Genomic DNA, 16,252 nt, shown 5'->3' with positions numbered 1-16,252 from the left:
TCCTCGCAGGCGACCTCTGGGCCCCGGGCGGCAGCCGCCCCCCGACCGGGGACCACTCGGGCGGGAGCGCCTGAACGGGAACCCGGGCGGCGCGGGACCCGCCTGCTGCCGCCCCGCCCGGACCGACAGCTCCCGAAAAAGCCGGACCGGCAGCTCCCGAAAGGTGGAGGCCCGGGGCCCGCCCCCGTAGGGAGCGGGGCGTTCCCGTCCCCTCAGTCCCGCGCCGTCAGGGTCAGCAGCGTCGCCTCCGGGGGGCAGGCGAAGCGGACCGGGGTGTAGCGGTTGGTGCCGCAGCCTGCGGAGACGTGGAGGTAGGAGGTGTGGCCGGCGGCGGTGTGGGTGGAGAGGCCCTTCACGCGGTCGGTGTCGATGTCGCAGTTGGTGACCAGGGCGCCGTAGAAGGGGATGCAGAGCTGGCCGCCGTGGGTGTGGCCGGCCAGGATCAGCGGGTAGCCGTCGGCGGTGAAGGCGTCCAGGGAGCGCAGGTAGGGGGCGTGGACGACGGCCAGGGAGAGATCGGCGCCGGATTCCGGGCCGCCGGCGACCTCGGCGTAGCGGTCCCGCTTGATGTGCGGGTCGTCCAGGCCGGTCAGGGCGATCTCGATGCCCTCCAGCTTGAGGCGGCCGCGGGAGTTGGACAGGCCGACCCAGCCGGCCGCGTCGAAGGCGTCGCGCAGCTCTTCCCACGGGTTGTGGACGACGCCCACGGCGGGTGCGTTGCCGTTGAGGCCGTGCCGGCCCTGGACCCGCTCGATGAGGTAGCGGGCGGGATTGCGCAGCTTGGGGCCGTAGTAGTCGTTGGAGCCGAAGACGTAGGCGCCGGGGAACTCCATCAGCGGGCCGAGCGCGTCCAGTGTCTCGGGGACGCCCTCGGTGTCGGAGAGGTTGTCTCCCGTGTTGATGACGAAGTCGGGGCGCAGCCCGGCGAGCGACTGCAGCCAGCGCTGCTTCTTGCGCTGCCCGCTGACCATGTGGATGTCGGAGACCTGCAGGACGCGCAACGGCCGCATGCCGCGGGGCAGTACGGGCACGGTGACGCGTCGGAGGCGGAAGGATCGGACTTCGAAGCCGGCGGCGTAGGCCAGGCCGGCCGCGCCGACTGCGGTCAGGGTCAGGGGTACTCCGTATCGCGCGCGCATGAGCCCATCGTCGCAGAGTGCGGGGGGTGGATGCAGCGGGTGGGAGCCGCCCGGCGCGGTGGCGGCGTGGCGGTGCCGGGGGGAAAAGGCGCGGCGGTTGTCGGTGGGTGGGGGCATACTCGACGGCATGACCACGCTCAAGTCCAAGCTGCAGGACGACCTCACCGACGCGATCAGGGCGCGCGATGAGCTGCGTTCCTCCACCCTCCGTCTCACGCTGACCGCGATCCAGAAGGAGGAGGTCGCGGGCACCGAGGCGCGCGAGCTGTCCGACGGCGAGGTCGAGAAGATCATCGCGCGGGAGGCGAAGAAGCGCCGGGAGGCCGCGGACGCCTTCGAGAAGGGTGGCCGCGGGGAGTCGGCCGAGCGGGAGCGCGCCGAGGGCGAGCTGCTCGCCGACTACCTGCCCAAGCAGCTGACCGACGACGAGCTGGAGCAGCTGGTCGCGGCGGCCGTGGCGGAGGCGAAGGGTGCCGGTGCCGAGGGGCCGCGGGCGATGGGCGCCGTCATGAAGATCGTCAACCCGCAGGTGGCGGGCCGCGCCGAGGGCGGCCGGGTCGCCGCGGTGGTGAAGAAGCTGCTCGCCGGCTGACCCGCCGCACGGAGTCTTCGCGGGAAGAGCGCGGGGCGCCCCCATGGTGGGGGCGCCCCGCGTCTTTCGTTGTGCGGGCCGGCGGGCCCTTCAGCTGTAGCCGCGAGCGGCTCAATCAGCCCCGCAGCGGCGCCCGTTCACCGGCCGCCCCGTAAGAGCGCCCGTTCACCAACCCCCGTTGCCGCCGCCCAGGATGTCCGGGAAGCCGGGGATGTGGAAGCCGCCGCCCGGCTTGTTGCCGCCGCCGTGGCCGCCGCGGCCGGGCTTGTGCTTGCCGCGGCCCTTGTCGCCCTCGTCGCCCTGGGGCTTGTCCGGGGCGGGATCGTCGATCGCGACGGTGGGCAGGGCGGGTGCGGGCCGGCCGGCCAGCGCGCCGGACATGGCGTCGCGCCAGATGGGGCCGGGGGTGTCGGCGCCGTAGACCTTGTCGTGGGGGACGCCGCCGATGGTGATGTCGTACATCTTGCGCTTGTGCTGCGGGTCGCCGACCCAGACCGCGCCGGCCGCGTTGGGGGTGTAGCCGACGAACCAGGCGGCGTAGCGGCTGTCGGTGGTGCCGGTCTTGCCCGCGCTGTCGCGGCCCTTGAGGCCGGCCTCCTTGCCGGTGCCGTCCTCGACCACGCCCTTGAGCAGGGTGTTGATCGTGTCCGAGGTCTTCTTGGACATCGCGGTGCGGCAGCTGGACCGCGGGACCTTCAGCGCCCGGCCGCGGGCGTCGGTGATCGACTCGATGGCCACCGGCGAGCAGTACCGGCCGCCGGCGGCGAAGGCGGCGTACCCGGCCGCCATCGTGAGCGGCGACATCTCCTGGGTGCCGAGCGTCATCGACGGCACCTGCTGCAGCGGCTTGCCGTCGGCCCGCTCGATGCCCATCTTCTGCGCCATGTTGACCACGGGGCAGACGCCGATGTCGCTGATCAGCTGCACGAAGTAGGTGTTGACCGACTTCGCGGTCGCCTCCTTCATGGCGTACGGGCCGACCTCTTCCTTGTTCTCGTTCTCGACGTTCTCGGAGCCGCTGCCCCGCCATTCGCCGTCGCAGGTCTGCACCGGGCTGGGGTACGGCATCCGGTACGGCGACGGGTACTCCTGCTCCGGATCCGTCCCCTGCTCCAGCGCGGCGGCCGCGACCACCGGCTTGAAGGTCGACCCGGGCAGGTAGCCGGCGCCGCCGCCCATGTCGTGGTCCACCGAGAGGTTGATCACGGTCTCGTTCTCGCGGAAGCCGTACGGGCGCGACTGGCCCATGCCGAGGATCTTCCCGGTGCCCGGTTCGACGATGGTGGCCGCGGAGGCCACCGGGTCGTCCTCGTAGACGTGATCCTTCAGCGACGCCTGCACCGACTTCTGGGTCTGCGGGTCGAGGGTGGTGCGGATGGTCATGCCGCCCTCGTCCCAGCGCTTCAGGCGGACCTTGCGGCTCTTGCCGAACGACTTGTCGCGGAGGAAGACCGTCCGGATGTAGTCACAGAAGAAGCCGGCGCCGTGGGTCGCGGTGATGCAGCCGTTCTTGGGGCGGCTGACCGCCAGCTTGATCGGCTTCTTGGCGGCCGCGTCGGCCTGTTCCCGGGTGATGTCCTTCACGTCGGCCATCCGCTGCAGCACGGTGTTGCGCCGCCGTGTGGCCTCCTGCGGGTCGTTGAGCGGGTCGTAGCGGCTGGGCGACTGGACGATGCCCGCCAGCAGCGCCGACTCCTCCAGGTTCAGGTCCTTGGCGTGCTTGCTGAAGTAGCGCTGGGCGGCCGCCTCGATGCCGTAGGCCTGCTGCCCGAAGAACGTGATGTTGAGGTAGTTCTGCAGGATCTTCCGCTTGCCGAGTTCCTTCTCGACCTGGATCGCGTACTTGAGTTCCTTGACCTTGCGGCCGAGGGTCTGCTGGGTGGCCTGCGCGACCTTGTCCGGGTTGTCGCCCGCTTCCTCGATGAAGACGTTCTTCACGTACTGCTGGGTCAGCGTCGAGGCGCCCTGGGAGACGGCGCCGGACTGGGCGTTCTTGTTGAGCGCCCGCAGGATGCCCTTCAGGTCGATGGCGCCGTGCTGGTAGAAGCGCGCGTCCTCGATCGCGACGATCGCCTTGCGGATGTACGGCGACATGTCCTTGAGGTCGACGACCGTACGGTCACGGGAGTAGACCTTGGCGATCTCGCCGCCCTGGGAATCCAGAATCCTGGTCCGCTGGCTGAGCGGTGGCGTCTTGAGGTTCGCCGGGATGTCGTCAAAACCCTCGACCGATCCCTTGGCGGTCAGGCCCAGCGCCCCGGCCGCGGGGAGCGCGAGGCCGGCGAGCACCGCTCCGGCCAGGACGCTGACACCGAGGAACTTGGCGGTTTGCTGGGTCCTGGACTGACCCCCGCCGTCGCGCTTCTTAGGCATGAGGGCAGCCTACGTTCTCAATCGCCGGACAGGGGCGCACCTGTTCGCTTAGCCTGTTCTCAGCTACCACAGCTGAACGGTTACGCCTCAGTTCGTCAACCCCCTCCTCCCGCGGGCCGCGCCCCCACGTGCCCGTGTGTGTCGAGAGAAACCCCCTGTCAGGGCAGGGAACTGTCCTGCCTTGTGCGCAAAGTGACGTATGCCGTTCGGTCACTCCGTTGGGTGATCTGCCGCATACGCATAGTCCGTTCGGGCCATTCAAGATTGGGCCCGAAGGGGGTGTTGCGCCCTGCCTGCCTTCCGTAACGTCCTCAACTGGCAACGGTGAATATGCCGCTTGCCGCCGTGGGGGAGCCTCGATTCGGGAGAGGACGGCGCCAGCATGAGCTGGGTAACCGACTGGAGTGCACAGGCCGCCTGCCGCACTACCGATCCGGATGAACTGTTCGTACAAGGGGCGGCGCAGAACCGCGCCAAGGCAGTGTGTACCGGATGTCCGGTACGTACGGAATGCCTGGCTGATGCCCTGGACAACCGGGTGGAGTTCGGCGTGTGGGGCGGGATGACCGAGCGCGAGCGGAGGGCGCTGCTGCGTCGCCGCCCGACGGTGACGTCATGGCGCCGGCTGCTGGAGACCGCGCGCACGGAGTACGAGCGCAGCACGGGCATCCTGCCGCTGGACTGTGAGGAGGGCGTCTTCGACGTGTTCGCCGCGGTCGGATAGGAGGGGAGTCACGGGCTCCTGCCCGTGGCCCGCAGGTCCGGCCGGAGAATTCGGCCGGGAAGGTTCGGCTGGTGGCGCGTTCTGATCGTTGAGTGGTGACGTGCCATCAGTGTCCTTGAGGCACCCGGGAATTGGGGTGCCAAGGGGGTGGGCGAGGTGTGCGGGCGTCTTGTTGCCCGGCGTGCCGGGCTCGGGCTGTGAGGTGCCGTGCCACGCGCCTGCGTGTGGCGGTGACGGGTGGACGTGCCGGGTGCCGGAGCGTGAGCGGCGGTTCGTGAGTGTGGCCGGGCGCCGGGGTGCGTGGCACCGTGGGTGGCTGGGCCGGTCGTGCGTACGGCTCAGCCGTTGGAGCCCTGGTCGGATGCCGTGGGGTCGTCGGCGTCGGTGGGGTTCAGCGCCAGGCGGTCGCCGATGGCACGCAGCCCCGCGAGGTCATGGACATCGCCGGGCAGCGCGGCGACCTCTGTCACCGGAACCTCGGGGTGCAGCGCGGTGAAGCGGTCCCGCGTGCGGCGTTCGCGCGCGAGGACCTGCATGCGTTCCGCGTGCAGCCGTAGCAGCCCGGCGGCGAGTTGCGCCGCCGAGGCTGACGTGGGTGTTTCCTGCTCCGCCGCGGCAGCGGGGGAGAGGCTGCCGGCGGTACGTGGTCCAGCCTTCCCGGCGCCGAGATCCACAATGCCGGTGGTTTCAAGATTATTTTCTGCGCGGCCGGGAGCCCGGTCGGCCTCCACGGCCGAGCCGGGGGCGGGGTCGTCCGCTGCCGCCGGGGCGTCCCCGGTGTCCGCCTCGGGGGCCGCGGCGCCGTCCGCGCGGGCGTCCTCCGCCATGCGGTCCGTCAGGGCCTCCGCCGCCGCCAGGGCGCGCTCGGCGCTCAGTTGGGCGGCGCCGCTGCCGTGCACCCGGTTCAGCACCAGGCCGGCCAGCGGCATCTGCTCGGCGGCCAGCCGCTCGACGAAGTACGCCGCCTCGCGCAGCGCGTCCCGCTCCGGCGCGGCCACCACGAGGAACGCCGTACCGGGCGCCTGCAGCAGGCGGTAGGTGGCGTCGGCGCGGGTGCGGAAGCCGCCGAACATGGTGTCCATCGCGGCCACGAACGTCTGCACGTCGCGCAGGAGTTGGCCGCCCATGAGCTTGCTGAGGGTGCCGGTCATCATCGACATGCCGACGTTGAGGAACTTCATGCCGGCCCGGCCGCCGACCTTCGCGGGCGCCATCAGCACCCGGATGAACTTGCCGTCCAGGAAGGACCCGAGGCGCTTGGGCGCGTCCAGGAAGTCGAGTGCGGAGCGGCTCGGCGGGGTGTCGACGATGATCAGGTCCCACTCGTCGCTCGCGCGGAGCTGGCCGAGCTTCTCCATGGCCATGTACTCCTGTGTGCCCGCGAAACCGGCAGACAGGGACTGGTAGAAGGGGTTCTCCAGGATGGCGCGGGCCCGGTCGGCGTCCGCGTGGCCCTCGACGATCTCGTCGAAGGTGCGCTTCATGTCCAGCATCATCGCGTGGAGTTCGCCGCCCGCGCGCTCGTCGACGTCCTTGACCTGGCGCGGGACGTTGTCGAGCTCGGAGATCCCCATGGACTGGGCCAGCCGCCTGGCCGGGTCGATGGTCAGCACGACGACCTTGCGGCCGCGTTCGGCGGCGCGTACGCCCAGGGCCGCGGCGGTCGTGGTCTTGCCGACGCCGCCCGAGCCGCAGCACACCACGATGCGGGTGTGCGGGTCGTCGATCAGCGCGTCGACCTCGAGCCGCGGGGCCGAGGCGTCCAGCGTCGTGTTGTCCGAGGTCATATGGGCCCCTGTTTCCGCAGGTCTCTCGCCAGGTGGTAGAGCCCGGCGAGGTCCACTCCCTCGGGGAGCAGCTCCAACTCGTAGGTGGGCAGGCCGAGGGCGGAGAGTTCGGCGTATTCGGCGCGCTCCAGCTCGACCCGCTCGGCGTGCTCGCGCGCCTGCTCCAGCAGGGGGTCGATCAGACGGTCCGCCAGGCCGCCGCGGCGGGCGCCGCCGAGACCGGCTTCGGAGAGCGCCTTGGCGACGCCCGTACGCGCGCCACGGGCGGCGATGTCGAGGTCGCCGTTGTCCAGCAGGGCCGGGCGGGTCATGTTGATGACGACGCCGCCCACCGGGATGCCGGCGGCGCGCAGCTCGGCGACGCCGTCCGCGGTCTCCTGGACCGGCATCTCCTCCAGGAGCGTGACCAGGTGCACCGCGGTCTCGGGCGACTTGAGGACCCGCATCACGGCCTGCGCCTGATTGTGGATCGGGCCGATCTTCGCGAGGCCCGCGACCTCGTCGTTGACGTTCAGGAAGCGGGTGATGCGGCCCGTCGGCGGGGCGTCCATCACGACCGCGTCGTAGACGAACTTCCCGTTCTTGTCCTTGCGGCGGACCGCCTCGCACGCCTTGCCGGTCAGCAGGACGTCCCGCAGGCCCGGCGCGATGGTCGTGGCGAAGTCGATGGCGCCGAGCTTCTTCAGCGCCCGGCCGGCGCTGCCGAGTTTGTAGAACATCTGGAGGTAGTCCAGAAGGGCGCGTTCGGCGTCGATGGCGAGGGCGTGGACCTCACCGCCCGACCGTCTTCCGCCGCCCTCCGATGCCGGACCCACCGCGATCTTGCGCTCCTCGTAGGGAAGCGCTTCCGTTTCGAACAATTGGGCAATGCCCTGCCGGCCCTCGACCTCGACCAGGAGGGTACGGCGCCCCTCGGTGGCCAGGGCCAGGGCGAGGGCGGCGGCGACCGTGGTCTTGCCGGTGCCGCCCTTGCCGCTGACGACATGGAGCCTGCTCACGCAAAGGAGCCTAACCAGTTCGCGTCCCGGCTACGCACGGGATACGGCTGGGAGGTCCCGGAGAATCCGCCCGCGATCCCTCAGGGAAAGGTCGGGGATGCTCCGTAGGGGTCTGCCGGGAGCGCCGCGGAACGCCGCACCGGACAGGGTGGGGCGGCCCGCGGCGGACGGCGTCCGCAGCCGCCGTGGACAGGCATTACGCTCGCCCCATGACCAAGTGGGAATACGCGACCGTGCCGCTCCTCGTGCACGCGACGAAGCAGATTCTGGACACCTGGGGCGAGGACGGCTGGGAGCTCGTCCAGGTCGTGCCGGGCCCGAACAACCCCGAGCAGCTGGTGGCCTACCTGAAGCGGGAGAAGGCGTGAGCGCGGCGGAGGACAAGATCGCGGCGCTCGGGCTGAAGCTGCCGCAGGTCGTGCCGCCGCTGGCCACCTACCAGCCCGCGGTGCGCTCCGGCGCCTATGTGTACACCTCCGGCCAGCTGCCGATGGTGGACGGCGCGCTGCCGGTCACCGGCAAGGTCGGTGCCGAGGTCGGCGCCGAGCAGGCCAAGGAGCTCGCCGCGACCTGTGCGCTCAACGCGCTGGCCGCCGTGAAGTCCGTGGTCGGCGACCTCGACAAGATCCAGCGGGTCGTGAAGGTCGTCGGTTTCGTGGCCTCCGCGCCGGACTTCACCGGCCAGCCGGGCGTCCTCAACGGCGCCAGCGAGCTGCTGGGCGAGATCCTCGGTGACAAGGGCGTGCACGCCCGGTCCGCCGTGGGCGTGGCGGTGCTGCCGCTGGACGCCCCGGTCGAGGTCGAGATCCAGGTCGAGATCGCCGAATAGCCGTCCCGCAGGGGCTCCGAAGCCCCCGGGCGCGTGCCGTGTGCCGGAGGGCCCCTCGTCAGCAGGGGCCCTCCGGCGCGGAAGACGCCCTCGAACATCAGCGCGCGAGCGCATAGCATCCGGCCATGTCGTCCACGACCAACGGCCAGTGGTACCCACCGGAGTGGCCGGACCGCATCCGGGCGCTCGCGAACGGCGAGCTGACCCCCGCCGAGCCCCGGCGGGCCGCCACCGTCCTGCTGCTGCGGGACTCCGCCTCCGGCGGCCCCACCGTCCACATGCTGCGCAGACGTACCTCCATGGCCTTCGCCGGCGGCGCGTACGCCTATCCGGGCGGCTCCGTCGATCCGCGTGACGAGCGCCCGATCGCCTGGGCCGGCCCCTCGCGCGCCCAGTGGGCGGTCCGTATGGGCGTCGACCCGGCCACCGCGCAGACCATCGTCTGCGCCGCGGTCCGCGAGACGTTCGAGGAGACGGGCGTGCTGCTCGCCGGCACCTCCGCCGAGACCGTCGTCACGGACACCACCGGTGCGGACTGGGAGGCCGACCGCGCGGCCCTGGTCGCCCACGAGCTGTCCTTCGCCGACTTCCTGGCCCGCCGCGGCCTGGTCCTGCGCGCCGACCTGCTCGGCGCCTGGGCGCGCTGGATCACCCCCGAGTTCGAGCCGCGGCGCTACGACACCTGGTTCTTCGTCGCGGCGCTCCCCGAGGGCCAGCACACCCTTCCCCAGGGGCCGGAGGCGAGCCCCGGTGCGGGCGAGGCCCCCGGTGCCTCCAGCGAGGCGGACCTCGCGGTGTGGATCCGGCCGGAGGAGGCAGCGGCCGGCTACGACCGCGGTGAGCTGCTGATGATGCCGCCGACCATCGCGACCCTGCGCTCCCTCCAGCCGTACGCCACCGCCGCGGACGCGCTGGGCGCCGCGGAGGCCCAGAACCTGACGCCGGTACTGGCGCAGGCCCGCGTCGTGGGCGGCGAGATCGAGCTGAGCTGGCCGGGACACGACGAGTTCACCAAGCACATCGCCCCGTCCGGCACCGCCGCCCCCGGGGACGGCGACGCGGGCACCCACGGCCCCTCGGGAGGGACCCCCGCATGACCGACGCATCCGCCCTCCCCGGCCGGCCGCGCGGCGGAGTGATCGCCGGACAGGCGAGCGCACGGGCCCGCTGTGTCCTGGCGCCGAACCCGTCGCCGATGACCCTGGACGGCACCAACACCTGGATCGTCGCCGAACCGGACTCCGACCTCGCCGTGGTCATCGACCCCGGGCCGCTCGACGAAGGCCATCTGCGGGCCGTCATCGAGACCGCCGAACGGGCCGGCAAGCGCATCGGGCTGACCCTGCTGACCCACGGTCACCCCGACCACTCCGACGGCGCCGCCCGCTTCGCCGAGCTGACCCGTTCGGCCGTACGGGCCCTGGACCCGGCGCTGCGCCTGGGCGACGAGGGTCTCGAAGCGGGCGACGTCATCACCACCGGCGGCCTGGAACTGCGTGTGGTGCCCACACCGGGCCACACCGCCGACTCGCTCTCCTTCCACCTCCCGGCCGACCGCGCCGTCCTCACCGGCGACACGATCCTCGGGCGCGGCACCACCGTCGTCGCGCACCCCGACGGGCGCCTCGGCGACTACCTGGACTCGCTGCGCCGGCTGCGCTCCCTGACGGTCGACGACGGGGTGACCACGGTCCTGCCGGGACACGGACCGGTGCTGAACGACGCCCAGGGGGCGGTGGAGTTCTATCTGGCGCACCGCGCGCACCGGCTCGCCCAGGTGGAGACCGCGGTCGAGGCCGGCCACCGCTCACCCGCCGAGGTCGTCGCGCACGTCTACGCCGATGTCGACCGCTCGTTGTGGCCGGCCGCCGAGCTGTCGGTGCGGGCACAGCTGGACTACCTGGGGGAACACGGGCTGATCGAGGGCTGAGGGCTCGGCGGCGGGGATCCGGGCCCCCGGGGCGCGGACGGGCACCTGGCCGCCTGAGAGGTGCCGTCAGCCCGCCCCCGGCGGTGCCGCCTTCGCCCCGTGGACGGCCAGGTATTCGTCGGCCAGCCAGGGGCCGAGGCCGGTGAGCAGCGCGTCCAGCAGCTCCGGGTAAGCGGCGGGCGCCCGGGCGGCGCGGGCCGCGGCGCGCATCTGCTCGGCGTGCGCCGGGTAGTAGCGGGCGAACACCTCGGCGGACTCGTCGAGATCGCTCGTCCAGCCGCCCCAGCGCGGCATGACCAGGGTGAACCCGGTGCGTACCAGGCGTCGCGCCACGCCCCGGGTCAGCCGGGTGCGCTCGGCCTCCGTAGTGGCCGTGGCGGCGCGCTCGCGCAGACCGGGCAGGCTGCGGAAGAGGTCCCCGTTGGTCTCGCGGGCCAGGAGCGAGGTGGGGCGGTAACGGGGCAGCTCGGCGGCGAGGTCCGGGCCGCCGAGCGGGGTGCACAGGCAGGCCACGAACCATCCGAGGTCGTACCGCTCCCGCTCGCCGCGCAGCCGGTCCACGCCGAACAACAGGATCCCCACGCCGTTGACCTGCCAGAACGCGGTATCCAGGTCGTGCTCGACGGCGCGGACCGCTGCGTGGTCGGCATCGGTGGGCCCGTCCCGCAGGGCGATCAGCGCATCGAGGTCGGAGACCCCGGGGACGGCGGTGCCCCGCGGGACGCTGCCGAAGAGGTAGCTGCTGTGCAGGCGGCCGGGGCCGAAGTGCGCGCCGGTCCGGGCGCGGAACTCCGCCACGACGGGCGCGAACGGCGCGGACACGCGGTCCAGGGAGCCTTCCCGCACGAAGCAGCCGTCCCGGTCCAGTCCTCTGCCGCGCGTCATGGCGCCACTATGGCGAGGGGGCGGGAGGCACGGCGACCCGATTTCGGGGCGGGGCACACGGGGGAGCCGGTGGCCCCGGGGCCACCAGGCCGGATGCTGGGCCCGCGGGGAGGCGGCCTGCGGCTCCGAGGAGGCATCGGTGGTTCCACGGCCCCATGGGGCAGCATGCGGAAGGGCCCCGCCGGAGCGGGGCCCTTCCAGCAGGTCTGCGAGAGGTCAGCGCGAGCGCTTGGCCAGCCGCTCGACGTCCAGCAGGATCACGGCGCGCGCCTCCAGGCGCAGCCAGCCGCGGCCCGCGAAGTCCGCGAGCGCCTTGTTGACCGTCTCGCGGGAGGCGCCCACCAGCTGGGCCAGCTCCTCCTGCGTCAGGTCGTGGACGACGTGGATGCCTTCCTCGGACTGCACGCCGAAGCGGCGCGACAGGTCGAGCAGGGCGCGGGCCACGCGGCCCGGGACGTCCGAGAAGACCAGGTCGGACATCTGGTCGTTGGTCTTGCGCAGCCGGCGGGCGACCGCGCGCAGCAGGGCCGTGGCCACCTCGGGGCGGGCGTTCAGCCAGGGCTGGAGGTCGCCGTGGCCCAGGCCGAGGAGCTTGACCTCGGTGAGCGCGGAGGCCGTGGCCGTACGCGGGCCCGGGTCGAAGAGCGAGAGCTCACCGATCAGCTCTCCGGGGCCGAGGACGGCGAGCATGTTCTCCCGGCCGTCCGGGGAAGTGCGGTGCAGCTTCACCTTGCCCTCGGTGACCACGTACAGGCGGTCGCCGGGGTCCCCTTCGTGGAACAGGGCGTCGCCGCGGGCGAGCGTGACCTCTCCCATCGAGGCGCGCAGCTCGGCCGCCTGCTCGTCATCGAGCGCCGCGAAGAGCGGTGCGCGCCGCAGAACGTCGTCCACGAGATCTCTCCTTGTCGACATGCTCCGGGGGACTGTGGTCCCCATCATGCCGGAATGCAAAACAGTGCGATCAATCACAAGTTTGCCGGACCGGTGCCGTCCGCCATAAGGCAGGGGGCCGATTGGGGTCACGAATCATAGTGATCAAGCCGGATGTCAGTGGCTGGCCTTAGTCTGGCCGAGTGTCCAATACGCCGGTGGGAGCAGAGGAGTGGGGGGCCGGAAGGGTGAGCGCAGGGCGTGATTCCGCTGTGGGCGAACAGCCGTCCGGCCGCATGCCGGATCCCGGCAAACGCGGCAAATCGCTCCCCGGGGTGACGTCCGGCCCGGAGCGGGCCGTCCGCAGGTCCGGCGCGTCGCGGCCGGCGGCGCAGGACACCGCGCAGACCTCCGTGAAGAAGACCCCGGTAGGCAGGACCTCGGCAGGGAAGAAGGCCGCCGTGAACGAAACCCCGCAGAAGCCGGCGGCGGCCACGAAGGCCGCGGCACAGAAGGCCGTCACGAAGAAGGCCACCGCCCGGAAAGCCGTCGCCACGAAGGCCACGGCGAAGAAGGCCACGACGAAGAAGACGGCCGCGGCCGCCGAGAAGGCCGCCCCGAAGAAGGCGGCCGCCAAGAAGACGGCGACGGCCAAGAAGGCGGCCACCAAGACCGCCCCCGCCAAGAAGACCGCCAAGAAGACCGCCACGAAAACCGCCGCGAAGGCGACTGCCGAGGCGGCCGCCGGGAAGGCCCCGGCGAAGAAGGCCCCCGCGCGCAAGCCCGAATCGCGGGTCGCCATGGTGCGGCGGGCCCGCCGGATCAACCGCGAGCTGGCCGAGCTCTACCCGTACGCCCACCCCGAGCTGGACTTCACCAACTCCTTCGAGCTGCTGGTCGCCACGGTCCTGTCCGCGCAGACCACCGACCTGAGGGTCAACCAGACGACCCCGCGTCTCTTCGCGGTCTGCCCGACGCCCGAGGACATGGCCGCGATGGACCCGGAGCGGCTGGAGGAGCTGATCCGGCCGACCGGCTTCTTCCGGGCCAAGGCGAAGTCGCTGCTCGGGCTGTCGGCCGCGCTGCGCGACCGCTTCGGCGGCGAGGTGCCGGGCCGCCTGGAGGACCTCGTCACCCTCCCCGGGGTCGGCCGCAAGACCGCCAATGTCGTGCTGGGCAACGCCTTCGGCGTCCCCGGCATCACCGTCGACACCCACTTCGGCCGCCTCGCCCGCCGTTTCGGCTGGACCACCGCGGAGGACGCCGAGAAGGTCGAGGCGGACGTCGCCGAGATCTTCCCCAAGAGCGAGTGGACGATGCTCTCGCACCGCGTGGTCTTCCACGGCCGCCGCGTCTGCCACTCCCGCAAGCCCGCCTGCGGCGCCTGCCCCATCGCCCCGCTGTGCCCCGCGTACGGCGAGGGCGAGACGGACCCGGAGAAGGCCAGGAAGCTGCTGAAGTACGAGCTGGGCGGCCAGCCCGGGCAGCGGTTGAAGCCGCCGGCCGACTATCCGGGGCAGCCCGCGCCCCCGATGGCGCCTCAGGTGGCCGCTCCATGAGGGCACCCGCCCAGAGGTGACAGACGATCGAAGCCAGGTCCTGAGGGGGCGCGTATGAGGAGTGCACGGGAGCAGCGGTACGGCGACGACGCGGACGTCCGCGGCGCGGCGTCCGGCTGGGACGCCACGGTCACGGCCGACGGCCTGCCCGAGTGGCTGGCCCCGGTGGCCCGCGCGGCCGCCACGATCGAACCGCGCCAGCTCAGCCGCTTCCTGCCGCCCGAGAGCGGCGGGCGGCAGTCCGCCGTGCTGATCCTCTTCGGCCACGGCGCGCGCGGCCCCGAGCTGCTCCTGATGGAGCGCGCCGGGACCCTGCGCTCGCACGCCGGCCAGCCCTCCTTCCCCGGCGGCGCCCTCGACCCGGAGGACGGCGATCCGGACGGGCCGGGTCCGGTGCGGGCGGCGCTGCGCGAGGCCGAGGAGGAGACCGGCCTCGACCCGTCGGGTGTGCAGGTCTTCGGCGTGCTGCCGCGGCTCTACATCCCCGTCAGCGGCTTCGTGGTGACACCCGTCCTGGGGTGGTGGCGCCGGCCGAGCCCGGTCGGCGCGGTCGACCAGGCGGAGACCGCCCGGGTCTTCACGGTTCCCGTGGCGGATCTCACGGATCCGGCCCATCGTGTGACGACGCGCCATCCCAGCGGCCACACCGGGCCCGCGTTCCTTGTCGAGAACGCCCTGGTCTGGGGCTTTACGGCCGGAGTGATCGACCGGATCCTGCACTACTGCGGGTGGGAGATTCCGTGGGACCGTGACAAGGCGGTCCCACTGGACTGGCGCTCGTGAGACGGTGTCCGGCGTGAACGTCCTGGACATCTTGCTACTGGTCGCAGCCGTTTGGTTCGCGATCATCGGCTATCGGCAAGGCTTTGTCGTCGGCATCCTGTCCGTGATCGGCTTCCTCGGGGGCGGCCTGATCGCGGTCTACCTGCTGCCCGTGATCTGGAACGAGATCACCGGAGAGGCGACACCCGGCACCTTCGCGGCCGTCGCGGCGGTCGCCATCGTGATCGTGTGCGCGTCCGTGGGCCAGGCGCTCACCACCCACTGGGGCAACAAGCTGCGCCGCCACATCACCTGGTCACCGGCGAGAGCCCTGGACGCGACCGGCGGCGCGCTGGTCAACGTGCTGGCGATGCTGCTGGTCGCCTGGCTGATCGGGTCGGCGCTGGCCGGTACCTCCCTGCCCACGCTCGGCAAGGAGGTCCGGAACTCCAAGGTGCTCCTCGGGGTGTCCCGGGTGATGCCCCAGCAGGCGAGCACCTGGTTCGCCGACTTCTCCTCGGTCCTCGCGCAGAACGGCTTCCCGCAGGTCTTCACGCCGTTCTCCAACGAGCCGATCCACGACGTGCCCGCGCCCGACCCCCGGCTGGCCACCAGCCCGGTGGCGGCGCAGGCGCGGCGCAGCATCGTCAAGGTCGTCGGCACGGCCCCCGGCTGCGGCAAGGTCCTCGAAGGCACCGGCTTCGTCTTCGGCCGGCACCGCGTGATGACCAACGCCCATGTGGTCGGCGGCGTCCGCGAGCCGACCGTCCAGGTGGGCGGCGAGGGCCGCACGTACGACGCCAAGGTCGTGATCTACGACTGGCGGCGCGACATCGCGGTCCTGGAGGTCCCCGCGCTGGAGGCGCCGGCGCTGAAGTTCGCCGGCGGGGACGCGAGCAGCGGCAACAACGCCATCGTCGCCGGCTTCCCGGAGAACGGCGGCTACGACGTCCGCTCCGCCCGTATCCGCGGCCGTATCCAGGCCAACGGCCCGGACATCTACCACCGCGGCACGGTCGGCCGCGATGTCTACTCCCTCTACGCCACGGTCCGTCAGGGCAACTCCGGCGGCCCGCTGCTCACCCCGCAGGGCAAGGTCTACGGCGTCGTCTTCGCGAAATCGCTGGACGACTCGCACACCGGCTACGCGCTGACCGCCGACGAGGTCCGCCAGGACGTCCTCCAGGGACGTACCGCCCGGCAGCAGGTCGACAGCCAGGGCTGCGCCATCTAGGTCCCGGTCGGCACCGCCCCGGGGCGGCCCCGGCGGTCATCGGCCGCCGGGCGCACGCCGTGGGGCGTGTCGGGCGCGGGAGACGGGCTCCGCGCGCCCGGCTGGCAGCCGGGCGTCGGGTGTGGAAGCCGTGGGATCAGGTACGCGGATGGCGTAGCCGCGCGCTCATCCAGCGCGCTCTGCGGCGCAGGATGTGAGGGATGCCCATGGGGTGCGCCGGGTCGGGGGAGGCGCCGGATCCGAGGTCCGGGGTTCCCCTGTCCTGAGTACCCACTACAGCGGCACTGCTGCGGCGGTTGCGTGCCACGTCACGGTAGTCGTGCGTCCAGCCCATACTTTCGACTCTGCCCGGGCCCCAAGGTCCGTAACCGCCTCGGGGACCGCCAATTGGCCTATGCGCCGGGCAAGTGGCCGCTCGTCATACGTGCGTTCGGTTGCCGGGCGGGTGTGCCCGGCGGGCGGACCGGGCCGCGCGCCCGGTGGGGTGCGGACGCGCCGGGAAGCCGGTGCGCGCGCCCCGTCCAACGGCCGGACCCCGGGCTCGCGTTGCCCGGGGCCCGCTGCTGCGGC

16 protein-coding genes are annotated in these 16,252 nt (G+C 72.3%); 9 read left to right on the top strand and 7 right to left on the bottom strand.

The features are described from left to right. Nucleotides 1-212: 212 nt before the first annotated feature. Nucleotides 213-1,139, bottom strand: a complete 927-nt coding sequence (locus K7396_RS16690; RefSeq protein ID WP_152104635.1) for a metallophosphoesterase — start codon at nt 1,137-1,139, stop codon at nt 213-215. Between the two features lie 127 nt (nt 1,140-1,266). On the opposite strand from K7396_RS16690, the gene K7396_RS16685 reads away from it, so the two are divergent. Then, nucleotides 1,267-1,731 (top strand): GatB/YqeY domain-containing protein, encoded by a 465-nt coding sequence (locus tag K7396_RS16685; RefSeq protein WP_152104636.1) that lies wholly within the window; start codon nt 1,267-1,269, stop codon nt 1,729-1,731. A 165-nt stretch (nt 1,732-1,896) separates the two neighbouring features. On the opposite strand, the gene K7396_RS16680 is transcribed toward K7396_RS16685, so the two are convergent. Further along, nucleotides 1,897-4,104, bottom strand: coding sequence for a transglycosylase domain-containing protein (locus K7396_RS16680; protein WP_086717533.1), 2,208 nt, complete (start codon nt 4,102-4,104; stop codon nt 1,897-1,899). Between the two features lie 382 nt (nt 4,105-4,486). Between K7396_RS16680 and K7396_RS16675 the strand changes: the two genes are divergently transcribed. Continuing rightward, complete coding sequence (locus tag K7396_RS16675) at nt 4,487-4,828, top strand: WhiB family transcriptional regulator (RefSeq protein WP_086717532.1); 342 nt, start codon at nt 4,487-4,489, stop codon at nt 4,826-4,828. 338 nt (nt 4,829-5,166) lie between these two features. Here the strand turns inward: K7396_RS16675 and K7396_RS16670 are convergent, their stop codons facing one another. Beyond that, on the bottom strand, nt 5,167-6,615 hold the full coding sequence (locus K7396_RS16670; RefSeq protein WP_086717531.1) for an ArsA family ATPase: 1,449 nt from the start codon (nt 6,613-6,615) through the stop codon (nt 5,167-5,169). Continuing rightward, nucleotides 6,612-7,613 carry an ArsA family ATPase gene (locus K7396_RS16665; protein ID WP_086717530.1) on the bottom strand — a complete coding sequence of 334 codons (1,002 nt, stop codon included), beginning with the start codon at nt 7,611-7,613 and terminating at the stop codon, nt 6,612-6,614. Before K7396_RS16665 ends, K7396_RS16670 begins: the two co-directional genes overlap by 4 nt. Before the next feature lie 209 nt (nt 7,614-7,822). Between K7396_RS16665 and K7396_RS16660 the strand changes: the two genes are divergently transcribed. From K7396_RS16660 to K7396_RS16645, 4 genes are all read left to right on the top strand, one after another. After that, nucleotides 7,823-7,981, top strand: a complete 159-nt coding sequence (locus K7396_RS16660; protein WP_003967454.1) for a DUF4177 domain-containing protein — start codon at nt 7,823-7,825, stop codon at nt 7,979-7,981. Continuing rightward, the gene (locus tag K7396_RS16655; protein WP_086717529.1) at nt 7,978-8,442 is read left to right on the top strand and encodes a RidA family protein; all 465 of its coding nucleotides are present in this window, start codon (nt 7,978-7,980) and stop codon (nt 8,440-8,442) included. Before K7396_RS16660 ends, K7396_RS16655 begins: the two co-directional genes overlap by 4 nt. Before the next feature lie 125 nt (nt 8,443-8,567). Further along, nucleotides 8,568-9,539, top strand: coding sequence for an NUDIX hydrolase (locus tag K7396_RS16650; RefSeq protein ID WP_086717528.1), 972 nt, complete (start codon nt 8,568-8,570; stop codon nt 9,537-9,539). Further along, the gene (locus tag K7396_RS16645) at nt 9,536-10,372 is read left to right on the top strand and encodes an MBL fold metallo-hydrolase (RefSeq protein WP_086717527.1); all 837 of its coding nucleotides are present in this window, start codon (nt 9,536-9,538) and stop codon (nt 10,370-10,372) included. Before K7396_RS16650 ends, K7396_RS16645 begins: the two co-directional genes overlap by 4 nt. Before the next feature lie 66 nt (nt 10,373-10,438). Here K7396_RS16645 and K7396_RS16640 read toward each other — a convergent pair whose 3' ends face one another. Both K7396_RS16640 and K7396_RS16635 read right to left on the bottom strand, forming a co-directional pair. Next, a complete protein-coding gene (locus K7396_RS16640; protein ID WP_086717526.1) occupies nt 10,439-11,257 on the bottom strand; it encodes a nucleotidyltransferase domain-containing protein in 819 nt (272 codons plus the stop codon). A gap of 216 nt (nt 11,258-11,473) precedes the next feature. Beyond that, nucleotides 11,474-12,148 carry a Crp/Fnr family transcriptional regulator gene (locus K7396_RS16635; RefSeq protein WP_006604164.1) on the bottom strand — a complete coding sequence of 225 codons (675 nt, stop codon included), beginning with the start codon at nt 12,146-12,148 and terminating at the stop codon, nt 11,474-11,476. A 440-nt stretch (nt 12,149-12,588) separates the two neighbouring features. Here K7396_RS16635 and nth point away from each other — a divergent pair, with 440 nt between their 5' ends. The 3 genes from nth to K7396_RS16620 are packed head-to-tail and all read left to right on the top strand — an operon-like array spanning nt 12,589 to nt 15,682. After that, nucleotides 12,589-13,686 (top strand): endonuclease III, encoded by a 1,098-nt coding sequence (gene nth, locus K7396_RS16630; RefSeq protein WP_086717545.1) that lies wholly within the window; start codon nt 12,589-12,591, stop codon nt 13,684-13,686. A gap of 54 nt (nt 13,687-13,740) precedes the next feature. After that, the gene (locus K7396_RS16625; RefSeq protein ID WP_086717525.1) at nt 13,741-14,469 is read left to right on the top strand and encodes an NUDIX hydrolase; all 729 of its coding nucleotides are present in this window, start codon (nt 13,741-13,743) and stop codon (nt 14,467-14,469) included. A 13-nt stretch (nt 14,470-14,482) separates the two neighbouring features. Next, a complete protein-coding gene (locus K7396_RS16620; protein ID WP_086717544.1) occupies nt 14,483-15,682 on the top strand; it encodes a MarP family serine protease in 1,200 nt (399 codons plus the stop codon). Nucleotides 15,683-15,818: 136 nt separating this feature from the next. Here K7396_RS16620 and K7396_RS16615 read toward each other — a convergent pair whose 3' ends face one another. Further along, entirely contained in the window at nt 15,819-16,016 is a 198-nt protein-coding gene (locus K7396_RS16615; RefSeq protein ID WP_086717524.1) for a hypothetical protein, read from the bottom strand. Nucleotides 16,017-16,252: the final 236 nt, after the last annotated feature.

The organism is Streptomyces angustmyceticus (genome assembly GCF_019933235.1).
In the GTDB taxonomy this organism is placed as follows: Bacteria; Actinomycetota; Actinomycetes; order Streptomycetales; family Streptomycetaceae; genus Streptomyces; species Streptomyces angustmyceticus.
The sequence above is the reverse complement of the archived record's forward strand: the minus strand, read 5'-3'. Positions and strand labels throughout refer to the sequence as shown.